The organism is Leptospira alstonii serovar Sichuan str. 79601 (genome assembly GCF_000347175.1).
GTDB lineage: Bacteria > Spirochaetota > Leptospiria > Leptospirales > Leptospiraceae > Leptospira > Leptospira alstonii.
In genome coordinates this window covers 23,382-40,239 of sequence record NZ_ANIK01000027.1, presented here as the reverse complement: position 1 = coordinate 40,239, position 16,858 = coordinate 23,382, and the positions used below count along the sequence as shown (strand labels likewise).

The window sequence follows — 16,858 nt, the reverse complement described above, 5'->3', positions numbered from 1 at the left end:
CACTTTCCTTATGTTCTATGGACATTTTTCTTCCGTCTTGATTTTGGTTGGCGCCTAATTCCGTACGTGACCACATTTTAAAATCCAGGATGCCTAAAGGGATTCCTCAGTCGTAAAGCTATCGATGGATGCAAAAGAAGACCCTGATTGTATTCCGAGTTCATCGGCCCCAAGTCATCTACACGATCCCTTTTTCTATAATAGATTTCGTTGTGTCGCTTAATACCAAGACTGTTTCTTGTTGGTGAAGTCGTTTCTTTGTTGCTTGACTATGAGGTTCTATGATCTTTTCCGATGATACTTTCGGATTCGAAAAAAAGCGATACGCTCCTTTCGTGCCTGACCAATTGCCAAATATATCTGGCAAACTCGTTCCTCCTCGTTTTGTCATCACGCTCACGATTTTCTTGAGTCGTTTATCTAATCGCTTATCTCCCAAGTTCAGCGATAAATATTCTTCCTCCACCCAATCTAATTCCGTTCCGAGTGTACTACTCCAATGTTTAGTGTTCATTATAAGGCCCTTACTAACTTTGGAAATAAAGGTTGAAAAATCTAGTTTTTTCTCATATTTGTGGGTAAGGTTATGGTAGAGAGCGTTTCACTGAGTTCAGAGAATGATTCATTGAAATAGTGCCTCATTCTCTATGGGTCATTCGGCAGGAAGCGAGATAGCCAAAAGCAGCATTACCGAGCGACCCGTAGGGAGTGAGGTTGAGTTTTGCGTCGCGATTGGTTCTTAGCGTAGCTAAGATGAGCGCCCCTGAAACGCGATCCGTAGAGAGCGTTTCACTGAGTAGAGAGAATGATCCCTTGAAATAGTGCCTCATTCTCTATGGGTCATTCGGCAGGAAGCGAGATAGCCAAAAGCAGCATTACCGAGCGACCCGTAGGGAGCGAGGTTGAGTTTCGCGTCGCGTTAGGCGAAAGCTATTAGCGCCGGAGTCTCTTTTCCGGATGGAGCATAAGAAAAACAGAATATTTTAAATTCTTCGGTTAAAAATCAAATCGACGCTAAGAATTGATTTTTAACGTCGACCGGACACTCGCTGATCGTTTGTTTGAAACATCAATCCCAGTTTAAAAAAGCGGATTCCGGATCGGGTCCCGAATAATTCCAGTGCCCCATTTTTCTTCCGTTTCTAACTTCGGTTTTACCGTAAAGGTGAAGGTGATAATAAGGATTTTTTAATGTTTCATTCCAAAGAGTAGAACCGGGTTTGTAATCTTCACCGAGAATATTTTTCATGGCAACCGATTTTGCCGGAATGTTTTCGGGCGCCGGAAGGTTACAAAGGGTTCTCAACTGAAGGGAAAATTGCGAAAGAGTTCCCGAGTTTTGACTGAAATGCCCCGAGTTATGCGGTCTTGGAGCGAATTCGTTACAAAGAATTTCCTCGTCTTTGATGAAAAATTCAATTCCGAACACTCCCACATAATCGATCGTCTCGGCCAATTTTTTCGCGTAGCCCACGAGTTTGTCTCGAATCTCATCCGAAAAATTGCCGGGATAAAACGTGAGATCCAAAATATGATTCTTATGGACGTTCTCGGACGGAAGAAAATTTAGAATTTTGCCGTCTTGAAATCTTGCAAGAATCACCGAAGCCTCGAAAGTGAACGGAAAAAATTCCTCAACGATATGATTGAGTTCCTTGAGAGAGGCAAGCGCCTCAATCAGATCGTCTTTCGTTTTGCACTTAATCTGGCCTTTTCCGTCGTAACCCATCGTGTTCGTTTTTAATATACAGGGATATTGAACCTTGGACGGAACCGAACTTACGTCCTCTTTCGTAAAAACGGGATAAAAATTCACGGTCGGAATTCCCGCTTTTTGAAAGGCAGTTTTTTCCTTCCATCGGTTTTGTGCGATTCGGATACAATTCGGGGAAGGATAAACTTTAAGTTTCGAAAAATTTTCTATCGTGATAAGTGCAGTTTCCGGAATATTCTCAAATTCGAATGTAAGAACGTCTATGTTTTCCAAAAAACGGGTCAGCGCTTTTTCGTCCTCGTATGCGGATACGTATTCCTTTGCCCCGGCTCCCGCAGCGGGAGAGTTCTTTTCAGGAGAATAAACGGAAACCTCGTATCCGAAAGGGATCGCCTCCAAGCAGAACATTCTCGCGAGTTGTCCGCCTCCCATAACTCCAAGTCGCGAACCGGGCGGGAGAGATTTGTCGGCTTTCACAAAAGGTCCTTGTTTTTGGAAAGAGCTTCTTCTCGAATTTGATTTCGATACCGCTCCAGTTTTTCGGAAAGTTCAGGATCCTGAAGGGAAAGAATTCTCGCCGCGAGTAGGCCCGCGTTTTTTGCACCGGCCGTTCCGATCGCAAGAGTTCCGACGGGAACTCCGCCGGGCATCTGAACGATGGACAGAAGACTATCCAAGCCGTTTAACGTTTTGCTTTGAACGGGAACGCCTAAAACGGGAAGAGTTGTCATCGAGGCGACCATTCCGGGAAGATGAGCGGCTCCTCCGGCCCCCGCGATGATTACGGAATAACCGTTTTGTTTTGCCGATTTAGAAAATTCCAACATAAGCTCGGGCGATCTATGCGCGGAGACGATTTCTTTGTGCGCCGATACGCCGAGTTCTTTCAAGATCAATTCGGCTTCTTTCATCGTTTCCCAATCGGAATGACTTCCCATAATGATTGCAACTTTTGCGCTCAAGACCTTTCTCCTGTTGAAGATGTTTCCTTCGATTCAAACCCTTGCAAGTATTAAACCGGAAGGGCGTTGACGAAACGCTCCAATTGAATTCCACGCGAAGCCTTTGCCAAAACTACGGAACCTTCCGGAACCGTTTGCGAAAATTTCCCGATCAGTTCCGTAAGTCCTTCTTTGGTTTCCGCAAAATGTTCTGAAAATCTGGGAAGAATCGTTCGTTTCACAAACTCTTCCCGAATCCAAAGAGCGTCCGTTCCGAACGTAAAAAGTCCTTTTAGATTTCGAAATTCGGCGCATTTCTTTCCGAGTTTCTTATGGAACTCTCGGGAATGTTTTCCCAATTCCCTCATGTCGCCTAACACCGCGTAGAACTCCTTGCCGTCGGCGAGTTGATCCGCAACCTCCAAAGAGGAAAGCATGGATTCGTAATTCGCGTTATACGTATCGTTGATGAGGGAGTATTTTCCATTTTTAAGATCCAATCTCTTATCGCCGGATCTAAAAGTGGCGATTCCTTCCCCGATCCATTCCGTGGGTGTGGAGATCGATTCCAGACAAACGATGGCGACCGCCAAGTTTTCCAGAAGTTTATCTCCGGGAAGATTCCATTCGATTTCTTTTCCCTTGTATTCCAATAAAAACCCCGAAGGTTTTTTTCGAAGAACGGAGAAAGTATGTTCCGGCTTTGTAAGAACCAACTTGCTTCCGTGTCGATGGAGTTTCCTTTTTAGTACTTTAGAATATTCTCCCGTACTTGGATAAAAGAGTTTCCCTCCCTTTGCCAAACCTTCCGCCACTTCCACCTTCGCCTTTGCGACGTTTTTTTGACTTCCTAAAAATTCTATATGAGCCGTTCCGATCGTAGTGATTACCGCCAAATCCGGTTTGGCGATTTGAGAGAGCCTTGAAATTTCCCCTTTATGATTCATTCCGAGTTCGCATACTACGATTCGAGTTCGATCGGAAATTCTAAAAAGAGTGAACGGAAGTCCGATTTCGTTGTTATAATTTTTTTCCGTCACGACCAATGCGGATTCTTCCAGATTTTTCAGACAATTTCCCAAAAGTTCTTTTGTCGTGGTTTTTCCGCTGGAACCGGTAACCGCAACGACGATCGGATTAAAACGGGATCTGTGAAAGGCGGCGAGTTTTCCAAGCGCGACTAACGTGTTTTTCACGGGAATCGCTTTGGAATTCTCCTCTAAGTCGAAGTTGTTTCGGATCGGATGATCCTCCTCGACCAAAAAATAAGCAGCTCCTCGGGAAAGCGCGTCCCTGATAAATTCGTGTCCGTCTCTGTTGCCTCGAAGGGGAACAAAAAGGGAATTGTTTTCCGTCTCGGTGGAAGAGGTGGTAATCGTAGTAATTGACGGTTCCTTATAAAACCAGGTTTTCGACCGAGATCCCAGTACTTTACGGATCGTTTCCGGGTCGTAGGAGAAGGGAGCTTTCATGAGTCCAAGTTGTATGGAGAGAATGTTTTGAAAATTCTAAAATAAACGAATGCACGTATCGTAAAAAGTTTCTCTCAAAAGCTAAAGAAAAAGAGGTCGATTGAAACTTGGATTTGTAAATCGACGATCACCGGTTCGGTTTTGTCGGAATACCGCCTTGACAGCCTTCATTCCTATATTTTTGATTCTATTAAAGCCAAAGAAGATATGACCGCGAGAAAATCAAATTCCCCAAAAAAAAACTCCCACCTAATTGATAAGTGGTGGCAAAAGACCACGATTTATCAGATCTATCCTCGTTCCTTTGCCGACAGCAATCGGGACGGAATCGGGGACATTTCGGGTATCATTTCCAAGTTGGATTATCTTCGTGATCTCGGGTTCGAAACCCTATGGGTATCCCCTTTGTACAAAAGTCCTCAAATGGATCACGGCTACGACGTCAGCGACTATTACTCGATCTCTCCCGAATACGGAACCGTTAAGGATGCAGAAAAACTAATAAAGGAAGTTCATAAACGGGGAATGAAAATCGTTTTTGATATGGTGATGAACCACACTTCCATCGAACACGATTGGTTTAGACAATCCCGTTCGAGTAAGGACAATCCCAAAAGGGATTGGTACATTTGGAGAGACGGAAGAGGTAAGAATAAACCTCCCAATAACTGGAGCTCGTTTGTGACTCCCAAGGCTTGGCATTACGATTCCAATACCGATCAATGGTATCTCGCGAGTTTTTTGGACTTTCAACCGGATTTGAATTACTACAACCCCGAAGTCAAAAAGGCGATGTTCGACGTTTTACGTTTTTGGCTTAAGAAGGGAGTGGACGGATTTCGTTTGGATATCTTTCACGCGATCTATAAGGACAAACACTTTCGGGACAATCCGTTTCGATTTAAATACATAGTTTCGGAAAACGATCACGACGGTTATTTTCAGAGTAGGGTTCATACGGTAAATCATCCGGATAACTTCGCTTTTGCGAAAGAACTCAGGACCGTTTTGGACGAGTTCGACGGGGATCGTTTTGCGGTCGGGGAAGTCGCCGGAGACGACCATATCATCAAACGTTATTTAGGCGAAAAAAAAGACGGCCTGAATCTCATCTTTCTGTTCGAAACTCTTTTGTTAAAGTTCAAGACGAACTTTTTTAAGGGGATCGTCAAGAAAATGGAACGAGTATATCCGTATCCGAACATTCCTACTTACGTTTTCGGGAATCACGATCAAAGACGTTATATGATGAAAATCAATAATAACCTTGAAAAGGGGAAATTGGTCGCACTGTTTCAATTTACCGCAAGGGGAGTTCCGGTCACTTATTACGGGGAAGAAATCGGAATGACCAACGAGACGATCAAATTGACCGAGGCTCAGGACCCTCTCGCAAGAATCTATCGCTGGTTAGGCGATTGGCTTTCCGAATTACTCGGACTTGCGGACATTATCATTCGGGATAGGGCGAGGTCTCCGATGCAGTGGGACGATTCTCCCCATGCAGGTTTTACGAGTCGAGAGGCAAAACCTTGGATTCGAGTTCACGGGAATTACCGGGAAAGAAACGTATCGGTCGAATCGGAGGACAGGGATTCCCTTTTGAATACGTATAAGGGTGTTCTTCGTCTTCGAAACGAAAGTTCCGCGTTAAAAGAAGGAACTTTGACGTTGCTCGAAGAAAACGTTCCGAAAGATATGTTGGTTTATTTGAGAGAATTCGGTAAGGAACGTAAGCTCGTCGTTTTCAATTTCGGGAAAAAGAATAGGTTTTTCGTCAATCCGACGGACTGCAGAAAGTATTTCTTTTCCACCGTTTCTTTCGATCACAACGAATTTGATCGGTTTAAAATCCCCCCTTGTTCGGGAGTTATATTAGGAAACGAATATATTCCAAAAAAATAAAATTTTATTCCCCGATTTTTAGTTTCGCTAAAAATTTAAGGACATTCGGCTCTTTCCGATTTCGAAAAAAACGGCGAAGCCGTACAAATGGCCGCATTCGCATTTTTTCGGATTTGAAACTTACAACTGCGGATACCGCGATTGTAAAAATGGAATGCGGACTATAAGTGGATCGAAAAAACATCCTCGTTTAGTCGTTGGTTTTCCATTCCGACTAAAAAAGATGAAAAGGGTTGGCGCAAGAAAACGATAAGAACCCACAAACGAATTTGAAGGTAAAAGTAGAAACGCGAAGGAGATTTAATAACGGAAAACGGTCCTAAAAAGCGATGTTTGCATCTTTTTTATCTGAAAAATTCGGAAGATCTCTCAATATCGATTATTTTTGGCAACGGCAAGGATCATCTGATAGATAAGATTACGGGTTTCCTGCGGAATTTCGTCATAGAATGAAATCATCGTATCTTCCGCTTTATCATTTGAGATCTTGTTCCACAGATAATCTCGTTTTTTCATTTTTTTGACGGTTCCGGAATTTTCATTCATGGATGAATTCACTTCGGCGCTTCCCTTTCCGCTAGTTAGCCAAAGACCTGAAATTCCGTGTGTTTTTTCGATATCCGCGGCAAGCTTATCCAACAAAGGGCGCTTATCGTTGCAAATATAACTGATATAATTTTGAGACTTACCGATCGAAGTGGCAAAGTCTTCATCATTCATTGCTAATATGTTTTTGATCGCATACCGGAGCCGTTTTCCTGGCGTGGAAAAGTCTATATTTTCCATAGGAATTGTGATAATTTTATTTGCCATATCTACACGTAACTCAATACTTAAATAGAGATCCTTTTTTATAAATTTACTAAAATATCTAACTTATGCCCTTTTTATTACAACCTTTAAAATGATTTCGGTTTGCGGAAATATAAGTTTTTTGAAGAATTTAAGTAAGTTTTAATATCATTGAGATTGGATATCCGATAAAACTCGTCGCCAAAATCCATTCTGTATACAAATGACCGGGACGAGTTCTTATTTCCTATATTTGGGCGAGAAAGTTGTAGGATAACGAAATTTTTAGGATACAGTTTCTTCAAGCCTCCCTTTGGTAATCCGAACCGAAGCTGGATCGAATTTTCACGTCGACGATTTTACTCCCAAATTCTCTCCGGTATCTTTGGCCCTGATTCGAATAAAAATCGTTATTTTGGCCCGAAAACTCGGAATCCAATTCAGTTTTTGATTTGATCCGGAACCATCACTTTTTTTACCGGTTTGTAAGGACGTTTAGGCGGCGCTTTCTATAATTATAAATATAAAATATAATGGAACCGTTATGCGCGGTACCCCTCCTATCGCCTCCGATTTTAAAATTTGTATTGCCGACGGATAAAAATCGATGGTATCCTATTGAATCGATCGAGTTTAGACAATGAATCATCCCAATGATATTCCCGAGGAAATTCTTTCCAAACTGCGCCTCTTATGCCTTGATTTTCCGGAAGTATACGAGGAACGAGCTTGGGTCGGAACGCGTTGGTGTGTGAAAAAGAAAAATTTTGCTCATGTACTGATGATCCGAGAGGGTTGGCCGCCGGCCTACGCGCAAGCGGTCGGTATGAACGGACCAGCCTATCTTTTGACGTTTCGATTTTCTTTACACAAAATCGATACTTCCCGATTCGCACGATATCCTTTTTTTAACCCCGTATGGTGGCCGAATATCGCGGGGCTTGTAATAGACGAGAAGGTTGATTGGGAGGAGGTGAACGAACTCTTGATTCAAAGTTATTGTGAGATCGCGCCGAAAAAATTAGCCGCTCTGTTGAAAGACCGCTGATCGATTGTAAATTTTTTTGAATTTCCAAAAGAAAACGAAAAACGGACCGGATTTTATTTGATCTCCAAGTTTTCGATTCCCGATTCGGTAAAAATTTCTTCGTACTTCAAAATGAAAGGGGCTTCTTTTTCGATTCTTTCTTCGATTGCCATTCCTTTGATTTCGGATTCGTTATAAGTTCTCATAAAGTCCCTCGCAGCGAGTCTTTGAATGAGTTCATCCCAAAATATACTGTCCTGATATTCGACTATAAGTTCGGAGATGTCCGTCTTTTCTTCGAATTCCCTGGTAAGATAGTGAAGCTCCTCTTCGTTATCGTACGCCACAAGATGGGAAACTTCCAGAGCCTTTGCATAAGACAAAACTTGTTGCTCCATGTCTTCGAAGATATCGTAAGAATCCAATCTATCCGCAGTCGGTTCTTCTTCATCAAGAATGGAATGATATAAAAATCGAGTGATCGCTAAAGATTTAAGAAGCGCTTCGTATTGTTCCCGAGAGAGTTCGATGTTCATTGCAATTCCCATTTCAGGAGGATACGCTCGGATTGCCAAATCTATTTCTCCGCGAATTGGAGTGAATCTGGATTATATTCCGAGATTGAAATAGGAATATCTCGTTTTCCATTTTACGCATACTCAGCCCTTTTCGGGTCGCGACTTCCGATCCAAAGCCGGAAAATCAGACGGAAATTCTCGGCTTCAATTTGAGGAGAACTTACTCGATTGTTTTGAGGTTTAAAAGTCGGAAAGACTCTTATTGCATCGGCGGGCTGGAATTCAAAACGGAAATATCAGATTTTCTTAAATCAGTTTTGGAATTTTAAGTGAGACTTATTCGATTTTTTTCGGAGTGAGGAAATATTTTCTGAATCCATTCGAAAAATACTTGATTTCTAAGACAATCTAAAAATAAACATGTAAGCAATTGCTTACTATGATTACTTGGTATGATCCTTTTTCTTCCGGTTTATGGTCTGAATGAAAAATAAAATTTCATACCGAAAAAATCGATTTTATTTCGAACAAGAACGGAGTATTTTTTGTTTTCTTTCTTCAGACAAAAATTTAGTGATCTTCATTTTTTCGTTTCTAAGCCCGAATTCAGGCTTTTTTTCATTTCACTCGTTCCGTCCTTGATCTTATTCATGGATCTCGGTTTGCGTTGGAAGGTTCTCAGTCAAATGGAGACTTTGCAATGGTATTATTATATTCTTTCTTTCCTATATTCTATTTTGATTTATTCCCTGATTCTTTTTTCCCTGGCTTTTCTTTTTTCGGCGTCTAAGAAAAAATCATATTGGATTATTTTAATATTCTCGGCTTTCGGTTATTCGATTTGTATGGTCGGTTCCTACGGATATTTTTTATACGCGGGAATCATGCCGAACTTTTTCGTCTTTTCTTATATTTTTCAAGAACCGTTCAACAGCTGGACCATTCTCAAGGGCGGGCTTACGATTTCGAGTTTGATCGGCTTCGTTTTTCTTTTTATCCTGTTATTCCTTAGTTTGAAAGTCGTGTCGGCGGGTTTTAAACCGATTCGATTTAAGAGAAGTATCTATTCCGGACTTATTTTCGGAGTTCTGGCTCTTACCGTTTTCTTTCACAACAACACTCGTTTTAACGATCAGATTTACGTTTCGGATGCGAATTCGATTTCGTTTATCAATCGGAACATCTACAACCTTGTTACGGGAGACCGACTGGGTTCTGCGGGACTTCAATCTAGAAATAAGCCGATTTTGAGCAAAAGTCCGAATTCGTTTCGTAAAAACGTTCTGATCATTCTTAGCGAAAGTCTTCGTAGAAAGAGTATGGCTCTCTACGGCTACGAAAAGGATACGACGCCGTTTCTGAATCGTTGGACGCAGAACACACCGAACGGATCGGTTGTGGTTTTTCAAAAGGCATTTTCGAATTCGAGTTCCACTTTGATTTCGGTCCCGAGTTTGTTATCGGGCGTTTCACCGATTCAACCCGTTTCGATGACTCATAGTTTTCCCTTGTTTTGGGAGTACGGAAAGGCTGCGGGTCTTTCCACCTTTTTCATTTCGAGCCACAGCTTTCGTTGGAATAATTTTTCCGGTTTTTTTAGGAACGCCGGGATCGATTTTTTATGGAATAAGGAAGTCAGCGGACTACGGGTTTTCAACGATATCGGAGTCGACGATCGTAAAACGATAATCGAATTTCAAACTCATGTAAAACTTCTCAAAAATAAGGGTCGTAACTTCGCCGGGGTTCTGCATTTAAACACGAATCATTTTCCGTACATCATTCCCGAAGAATTCGCCCACTTTCCGATCGGTAAGGATACGCAGGCTCCTTATGATAATTCAGTCCGTTATTTGGATCGTCTTTTGGAAAACGTATTCAATTTTTTGAATCAAGAAAACCTGACCGAAAATACTCTTGTGATTTTCACTTCCGATCACGGAGAGGCCCTTTTCGAACACGACTACATCGGTCATATAGAAAGTAATCATATAGAAACTTTGGCGATTCCTATGTTCGTCTTTCTGCCGAATTCCCTGAAAAAAAATCACTTCCAGGATCGTTTGCAAAAAAACGCGGATAAAAACGTTTCCAATACGGATCTAATTCCCACCGTTGCGGAACTGTTAGGCGTTTCCAATCAACCCGAGACGAGGAGTTATCTTTCCAAGTTGGAAGGTTGTTCCCTGTTTTCCGATCTTCCCGAAGACCGTCGTATTTTTATCGCGAATAACAACGAAACCTCCCTTTATCGGGTGGGAATGAGTTATATCAAAGGGAATTTGCATTATATGCTTCGTCTCAATTCTTTTCCGCCGGACGAGGAAGTTTATAATATTCAAGAAGATCCGTATGAGAAAAGAAATCTCTGGCCCGGTTTGAACTTGGAGAAAAAACGGGAGATCCGCGGACAATTGGAAGAATGTAGTCTTTGTCACGATCTTTACGCCGCTTCCGGAATTAAACTCTGACGATTTTTAAATCGAAATTTGTCGTTCGGAAAAAATATTAAGGAATTATAATTTTCTAATTTAGTTTAACGTAAGTTTTGCGAAACTAACGCTAAAGTGATTATTATATTGTGATTTATGGAATATACGGCCGCGCGCCTTCGTTCGAGAAAAACAACTACGGAGAAAAATCTTTTTGCAACTCCGTCTCCGAGGGGAAAACGATATTCTGATTCAATAATTCGTAACTCAAATTTAGATACGCCTTTGCCTTCCTGCTCATTTCGTCGCAAACGGCGGGGTCCTTATCGCAGAAATTGTTCTTCTCGCGAGGCGGATTGATATTGTAGGAAAGGTCTTCTTTCCCGTCGAAAAATCTTAAATAAAAAAGTTCGTTCTCTATCCAACCGAATAAATTCCCGTATGCGAAATAGGCGGTCCGAGTTCTCCCCGGAGCCAATAGATTTCTTCCCATCGCGGAAAAAACCGCCTTTTTTCCGACAAGTCCTAATATCGTCGGAATTACGTCCAGTTGGGAAGCAATGGTTTCGTCTAACGCAGGCGCGACTCTTCCGGGAGCGTAAATCAGAAAAGGAACGTTTCTATCCTCGTAATAATCCAAATATCTGTGGTGGGTATGGTCCGCAACGAAAACGAAAATCGTATTTTTGAAATATCCCGATTTTTCCGCCTGAGTGATGAAGTTGTGAACGGCCCAATCCGCGTAATTGTAGACGTTTAGAAAATCGTAGTCTCTCGTGGAAGGATCGAAAATCTTGAATTTTTCCGCGGGAGTTCTGTAAGGATAGTGAGTCGTTAGGGTCAAGGCCAAACCGAGAATCGGCTTCTTGGAGGCGGAAATTCGTTCATGCAATAATTGTAATACGTCCGCGTCGTCGTATCCCCAGGCCCCTAATTTGAATCTACCGAGTTTTGCTATTTCCTTTTCTCCGAGTACGGTATCAAAACCCCAGTGAGGCATAAGGGTACTTTTGTTGTCGAAACTCAGATCCCCCCCGGTCACAAAATAAGTATCGTAGCCCATTCTTTTGAAGATGTTTCCGATTCCCGAAAAGTTTCCGAGGACCTGATGCGTTCTTACGACGGTCAAACCCGGCCGGTCGGGAATGCCGGTAAGAATCGACATCATTCCGTTAGTCGTCCTTCCGCCAGACGCGATAAAACGATTGTAAAATCTTCCTTTCCTCACGAGTTGATTGAAGTACGGAGTGATTTCCTTTCCTTCCACGAGCCCGTTGGAAATCGGTTTAATAAACTTTCCGGTCCAGTTTTCGAGCATGATCAAAACTACGTTCGGAGGTGTTCCGGGATTGGTTTCCCGTTGAACGCGTAGGATCGGATATTTATCGCTGATAAATTCCGTACCCGGATAGGAAATTTCTTTTCGAACGACTGAGACCGCTTCCTCGGTTTCCAACTTTAAGAATTTCGGGATGGACTGACTTTTTAAATCCATGATCGAAGTGAAAACGCCGTTGAGCGCGATGTTGTTTACGAAGTTGTTTCCGGAAACGATCGCGTTAGTCGCTCTTATCGGAGATTCTTGGATACCTCCGCGAATCGCTACGACCGTCGTGATCAAAACGACCACAATCTGAACGAATGTGGATTTCCAAGATTCCTTCTTATAGCGGTAGGGATTGTATTTGAGAAATAACCAAGTGGATAAGGGCAGGAAGGCCAGCAAAAACACGATTCCGATCAGAAACGTAAACGTGTTTTGTTCCAGCGCCGATTTAAGAATTACACCCAAGTCTTTTCCGATGAATACGAACCCTTCGTAACCGATATGTTTGTTCGCGTTTTCAAAATAAATGATGTCTGCGATCAGGTGTGCGATCATCCAAATTCCCAAAAGGATCGGCGTGTATCCCCAGAAAAAACGGTATAACTGAAATCGATTTAAGTACGGCAATACGGAAAGAAGGGCGAAGGCTCCCAATGTCATTCCGATCACTACGAGATCGAAACGAAATCCTAAAAGGAACGCGAATGCGACTTCTTGGAAAGGAACTCCCTGAAGTCTGTACGAATAGACCGCAAGAAACGCGATCTTGTATAAGAGGAGAATGAGAGCGAAGTAGAGAACATAACCTAGAACGAGTTTTAAGTGGGAGGGGATACGTTGAAACATTCTGACTCTTTTCATGTATGATAGGCGGGAATTCGAACCGACATTGAATTCTCAAAACAGATAGTAGGCGGAAGTGGAGGCGGAGGCTCAAGTCAAAAATAAGGAAAAATTTCGAAGCCCGTTTCGTTACCGCAAAACTAAGAAGATCATCGGAAACGATCAAAAGTTTCGTATGAAGTTCATTTAGAAGGCAATCTAAGAGCGAAAATCGATTTATTTTGGAAAAAAATATTTTTCTAAAAAACCGGAACGAACGACAAATTTGAATCTTGACAGATTTCCCTTTCGAAAAATGATGAGTGAGTAATCACTCACTATGAATCTACCAACACAAGAAATGCAAGAAAGTATCGAGCTTGACTCGAATTGGCCTGAAGGACAAAAGAAAATCTTTTTGGCGGCGATTGAAATTTTCGCTCAAAAGGGTTTTTCCGCCACAACCACGGTGGAGATCGCCAAAAAGGCAGGAGTCGCGGAAGGCCTGATTTTTAAACACTTTAAGAGCAAGAAGGAACTGCTCTTAAGTTTGGTGTTGCCGATCCTGGAAAGTTTTTTCGCTCCCTTAACTCTCAAAAGATTACAAATGGTCTTTTCCCATGAGTTTTCGAACCTCGAACAATTTCTGACGGCCCTTTTCCAAGAGAGAATCTCATTCATCGGAAAAAACAGGGATTTGATTCGGATCGTTCTTCAGGAAGCTTTTATCACGATCGAAATTCGAGCGGCCTTAGAACGGATTTTTAAGGAAAGATTGGCGCCCTTGATCAAAGAACGTCTTAAAAAATTTCAAGAAAGAGGAATGATTTCGGAGATGCCGATCGAGTCAGCGTTTCGTTTGATCGCGGTCAACCTCGCCGGATACGTTTTACTGACGGAAATTTTGTATCAACCGAAGGCCGAAGACGACTGGGACCACGAAGCCGAGATGAGAAGAACGATCGAGTTTATTGCGAGCGGACTTGCGCCTAAAAAACAAGAGGTTCCGGTTTTAAAATCCCAATCTAAGAAAAAACCGCCGATTCGTAAAACGACGGCTAAGGTTAAGAAGAAAAAAAAGAAATCTTAAAATTGAGACCGATTCTTATCAGGAGTTTGTATGAATGTTTTAATCGATAAAATAAAATCAGGATTTGCGATATACCGATCCTTACGTTTACCGTTTCGGATTCTTTTTCCGCTTCTGCCTATTTCGATTCTGCTTTTATTCTTATCCATGAAGGGGAAAAATAAGGACGAGGATGTCGCCGTTCTCGGTCCGATTGCGGAGAAGGCCTACGGGCTTGGAACCGTCCATTCCTTGGATACGTTTCGATTCCGAGTCGGAGTTCCGACTAAGATCACGAAAGTTTTCGTTTTGGAAGGGGACGAAGTGGTTCCGGGTCAGGGTTTACTTCAGCTCGAAGGAATGGCCGTCGTTCGATCGCCGATTCACGGGATCGTTTCCGAAGTCGGCTATCACGAAGGAGAGGTCGCGTTTCAGAATTTTCTGGCAATCGAAGTTTTGGGAGTGGGCGCCAAATATCTCATCGTTGCGCTCGATGAGCAGATTCTTCTTTCGATTCGTAAAGGTCAAAACGCTTTGATTCGTTTTGAAGGAAAACAGAACGAGGTCGTTCAGGGTCGCGTTCAGGGAACTTTTTCGCACGCAGGACAGTTTTTTGCAAGAATCGAAGCGGCGCATTTTCCAGAAGGTGTTCTCCCGGGAATGAGCGCGGACGTCGCGATCGAAATCGGAAATAGGGAAAACGCCGTTCTTATCCCGAGAAAATACGAAAAGAAACATAAAATTATAATATTCAGAAACGGTAAATCAATTCCGGTTTCCTTTAAATCCGGATTGAAATCCGAACAGTTTATAGAAGTGAAAGAAGGAGATATTCAAGCCGGAGATAAACTCTCGGAGGTTCCGTAATGTTGTTCATCGCAATCAGACAAATGCTCGTCAGGGGAAAACAAACTCTGACGACACTTTCCGGGATCGTCTTGGGTACGGCCGCCTTTATCATCATTTCCGGAGTTCTTCTCGGATTTAGGGGTTATCTGGTCGATCAGTTGATCAACGCGGACTGTCACGTTCGGATCAGTCCCAGGCAGGAAATCATTCAACCGAATTCCATGGACGATTTGTTTCCCGGAGAAAACGTATTTTGGCTTTCTCCCCCTTCCGGAAAACGCGGTTCCACACATCTAAACAAGGCGAGTCTTTGGTATGAACGATTGGAGCGAGACAAGGACGTGGAGGCGTATTCTCCGCAGGTGAGCGGGCGAGTTTTTCTTTTTTCCGGTTCCAATCACGAGACCGGAAAGGTCATCGGAATCATTCCATCCAGACAGATTCGGATCACACCTCTCGCGGATTATATCACGGAAGGAAGTGTGGAATCCCTTTCCGCGGGAAATAGAATCGTCTTAGGAGACGGACTTGCGAAACTTCTCGGACTGGGACTTAACAAAACGGTTTGGGTTTCTTCCGGTTTTCAGGACAAAACTCCGTTTCGAATTTCGGGAATTTTTCGTTCGGGAAACAAGGCTCTCGACGATAGCGTCGCCTATGGACTGTTATCCGAAATTCAGCTTTTGACGGCCCAGTCCGGAATGATCACGGATATCGCCGTTCGTCTAAAGGACGTAAACCTTTCTTTTCAGAAAGCGGAAGAATGGAAAAATATGGGAGACGAAAAAGTTTTAAGCTGGCAGGAAGCGAACACCAGTTTTTTCGCCATCTTTAAACTTCAGGACGCGATCCGTTATTCCATGACCGCCGCGATTTTGACGGTTGCCGGATTTGGAATATACAATATTTTGAATGTAATTATCAATCAGAAAAAGAGGGAAATCGCAATCCTTCGTTCCATCGGTTACAGACCCAATGAGGTGCTGATGATTTTTCTATTACAGGGGTTGATTTTAGGAGTTTCCGGAGGAGTGATCGGGTTGTTGATCGGATTTTTGGCTTGTTTAAAAATCGAAACCCTTCCGTTTACCAATCCTCTTTTTTCGGCGAAAGCTTCGACGATGGTGGTCTCTTTTGCGCCCGCGATTTATGTGCAGGCGTTCGCACAATCGATGGTCGCGACTTTGATCGCGAGTTGGATTCCCGCAAGATCCGCCGGAAAACTTTCGCCGATCGAAATCATACGTGGAGAATAGAATGCAAACCGCAAGTCGTGTCGGAATCTCCGTAAACGGTCTTAAAAAAACTTTCGGTAATTCGGAAATCATCAAAGGAGTCAGTCTGGACATCGAGGACGGGGATTATGTTTCTCTTACGGGAAAGTCCGGTTCCGGAAAAAGCACCCTATTGTATATGATCAGTTCCTTGGATCCTCCGAGTTCGGGTTCGATCGAAATCGACGGAAAGGATATCTATCGAATGGGAGAAGAGGAAATCCACGAGTTTAGAAATAAAAAAATGGGATTCATCTTTCAGTTTCATTATCTATTGCCCGAGTTCACCGCGCTCGAAAACGTTCTGATGCCCGCAAGAAAGGCGGGGCTTTTAAAAGAATGTCAGGGTTATGCGGAACATCTTTTGGAAGAATTCGATCTGAAGGATAGAATGGATTATCGGATCAATCGTTTGTCCGGAGGTCAGGCGCAGAGAGTGGCGATCGCACGCGCGCTTGTGATGAATCCGAAATACATCTTCGCGGACGAACCTACGGGGGCGTTGGATTCGGCGAATACAAAAGTGGTCATGAATATTCTCGAAAAGGTCAATCGGGAAATCAAAACGACGATTCTTGTGGTTACACACGATTCCGACTTTGCCTCCAAGACGAAAAGACAGATTCATCTTGTGGACGGTCGGATCGTATCCTTAAAAGAGTTCGAACCGCTCAAGAAAAACGGGAAAAGAACGCATTGAATATTTGAGAACGAAA

At 42.9% G+C, this 16,858-nt stretch carries 13 protein-coding genes and 1 pseudogene; 7 read left to right on the top strand and 7 right to left on the bottom strand.

The genetic code is table 11. From position 1 onward, the window contains the following. From LEP1GSC194_RS05790 to LEP1GSC194_RS05775, 4 genes and pseudogenes are all read right to left on the bottom strand, one after another. Window positions 1-514, bottom strand: a pseudogene (locus LEP1GSC194_RS05790) (IS4/Tn5 family transposase DNA-binding protein); the annotation flags it as partial. 555 nt (window positions 515-1,069) lie between these two features. Further along, window positions 1,070-2,146: a 5-(carboxyamino)imidazole ribonucleotide synthase gene (locus LEP1GSC194_RS05785; protein ID WP_051185318.1), complete on the bottom strand. Its 1,077-nt coding sequence runs from the start codon at window positions 2,144-2,146 to the stop codon at window positions 1,070-1,072. A 41-nt stretch (window positions 2,147-2,187) separates the two neighbouring features. Beyond that, window positions 2,188-2,676 carry a 5-(carboxyamino)imidazole ribonucleotide mutase gene (gene purE / locus LEP1GSC194_RS05780; protein ID WP_020772728.1) on the bottom strand — a complete coding sequence of 163 codons (489 nt, stop codon included), beginning with the start codon at window positions 2,674-2,676 and terminating at the stop codon, window positions 2,188-2,190. Between the two features lie 50 nt (window positions 2,677-2,726). Continuing rightward, on the bottom strand, window positions 2,727-4,127 hold the full coding sequence (locus LEP1GSC194_RS05775; protein WP_020772725.1) for a UDP-N-acetylmuramoyl-tripeptide--D-alanyl-D-alanine ligase: 1,401 nt from the start codon (window positions 4,125-4,127) through the stop codon (window positions 2,727-2,729). 207 nt (window positions 4,128-4,334) lie between these two features. Here LEP1GSC194_RS05775 and LEP1GSC194_RS05770 point away from each other — a divergent pair, with 207 nt between their 5' ends. Beyond that, on the top strand, window positions 4,335-6,032 hold the full coding sequence (locus LEP1GSC194_RS05770; RefSeq protein WP_036041542.1) for a glycoside hydrolase family 13 protein: 1,698 nt from the start codon (window positions 4,335-4,337) through the stop codon (window positions 6,030-6,032). Window positions 6,033-6,401: 369 nt separating this feature from the next. Here the strand turns inward: LEP1GSC194_RS05770 and LEP1GSC194_RS05760 are convergent, their stop codons facing one another. After that, window positions 6,402-6,845, bottom strand: a complete 444-nt coding sequence (locus LEP1GSC194_RS05760) for a helix-turn-helix domain-containing protein (protein WP_017808301.1) — start codon at window positions 6,843-6,845, stop codon at window positions 6,402-6,404. 619 nt (window positions 6,846-7,464) lie between these two features. Between LEP1GSC194_RS05760 and LEP1GSC194_RS05755 the strand changes: the two genes are divergently transcribed. Further along, a complete protein-coding gene (locus LEP1GSC194_RS05755; protein ID WP_020772721.1) occupies window positions 7,465-7,872 on the top strand; it encodes an MmcQ/YjbR family DNA-binding protein in 408 nt (135 codons plus the stop codon). Window positions 7,873-7,925: 53 nt separating this feature from the next. Here the strand turns inward: LEP1GSC194_RS05755 and LEP1GSC194_RS05750 are convergent, their stop codons facing one another. Further along, entirely contained in the window at window positions 7,926-8,426 is a 501-nt protein-coding gene (locus LEP1GSC194_RS05750) for a hypothetical protein (protein ID WP_003001320.1), read from the bottom strand. 488 nt (window positions 8,427-8,914) lie between these two features. On the opposite strand from LEP1GSC194_RS05750, the gene LEP1GSC194_RS05745 reads away from it, so the two are divergent. Further along, a complete protein-coding gene (locus LEP1GSC194_RS05745) occupies window positions 8,915-10,840 on the top strand; it encodes a sulfatase-like hydrolase/transferase (RefSeq protein WP_020772727.1) in 1,926 nt (641 codons plus the stop codon). 157 nt (window positions 10,841-10,997) lie between these two features. Here the strand turns inward: LEP1GSC194_RS05745 and LEP1GSC194_RS05740 are convergent, their stop codons facing one another. Further along, window positions 10,998-12,974, bottom strand: a complete 1,977-nt coding sequence (locus LEP1GSC194_RS05740; protein WP_020772730.1) for an LTA synthase family protein — start codon at window positions 12,972-12,974, stop codon at window positions 10,998-11,000. 316 nt (window positions 12,975-13,290) lie between these two features. Between LEP1GSC194_RS05740 and LEP1GSC194_RS05735 the strand changes: the two genes are divergently transcribed. From LEP1GSC194_RS05735 to LEP1GSC194_RS05720, 4 genes are read left to right on the top strand one after another with little or no spacing between them, the layout of a single operon-like run. Beyond that, complete coding sequence (locus tag LEP1GSC194_RS05735) at window positions 13,291-14,040, top strand: TetR/AcrR family transcriptional regulator (RefSeq protein ID WP_036041536.1); 750 nt, start codon at window positions 13,291-13,293, stop codon at window positions 14,038-14,040. Between the two features lie 30 nt (window positions 14,041-14,070). Continuing rightward, window positions 14,071-14,886, top strand: a complete 816-nt coding sequence (locus LEP1GSC194_RS05730; protein WP_017810285.1) for a secretion protein HlyD — start codon at window positions 14,071-14,073, stop codon at window positions 14,884-14,886. Then, entirely contained in the window at window positions 14,886-16,124 is a 1,239-nt protein-coding gene (locus LEP1GSC194_RS05725) for an ABC transporter permease (protein ID WP_020772704.1), read from the top strand. The genes LEP1GSC194_RS05730 and LEP1GSC194_RS05725 overlap by 1 nt, the downstream gene beginning before the upstream one ends. Window position 16,125: 1 nt before the next feature. Beyond that, window positions 16,126-16,842, top strand: coding sequence for an ABC transporter ATP-binding protein (locus tag LEP1GSC194_RS05720; RefSeq protein ID WP_017807632.1), 717 nt, complete (start codon window positions 16,126-16,128; stop codon window positions 16,840-16,842). The last annotated feature ends 16 nt before the right edge of the window (window positions 16,843-16,858 follow it).

Bases quoted from the DNA above. Each gene is read 5' to 3' on its own strand.
- LEP1GSC194_RS05785 (WP_051185318.1), bottom strand. From the start codon at position 2,146: ATGGGAGGCGGACAACTCGCGAGAATGTTCTGCTTGGAGGCGATCCCT.
- LEP1GSC194_RS05775 (WP_020772725.1), bottom strand. From the start codon at position 4,127: ATGAAAGCTCCCTTCTCCTACGACCCGGAAACGATCCGTAAAGTACTG.
- LEP1GSC194_RS05770 (WP_036041542.1), top strand. From the start codon at position 4,335: ATGACCGCGAGAAAATCAAATTCCCCAAAAAAAAACTCCCACCTAATT.
- LEP1GSC194_RS05760 (WP_017808301.1), bottom strand. From the start codon at position 6,845: ATGGCAAATAAAATTATCACAATTCCTATGGAAAATATAGACTTTTCC.
- LEP1GSC194_RS05755 (WP_020772721.1), top strand. From the start codon at position 7,465: ATGAATCATCCCAATGATATTCCCGAGGAAATTCTTTCCAAACTGCGC.
- LEP1GSC194_RS05740 (WP_020772730.1), bottom strand. From the start codon at position 12,974: ATGTTTCAACGTATCCCCTCCCACTTAAAACTCGTTCTAGGTTATGTT.
- LEP1GSC194_RS05735 (WP_036041536.1), top strand. From the start codon at position 13,291: ATGAATCTACCAACACAAGAAATGCAAGAAAGTATCGAGCTTGACTCG.
- LEP1GSC194_RS05730 (WP_017810285.1), top strand. From the start codon at position 14,071: ATGAATGTTTTAATCGATAAAATAAAATCAGGATTTGCGATATACCGA.
- LEP1GSC194_RS05725 (WP_020772704.1), top strand. From the start codon at position 14,886: ATGTTGTTCATCGCAATCAGACAAATGCTCGTCAGGGGAAAACAAACT.
- LEP1GSC194_RS05720 (WP_017807632.1), top strand. From the start codon at position 16,126: ATGCAAACCGCAAGTCGTGTCGGAATCTCCGTAAACGGTCTTAAAAAA.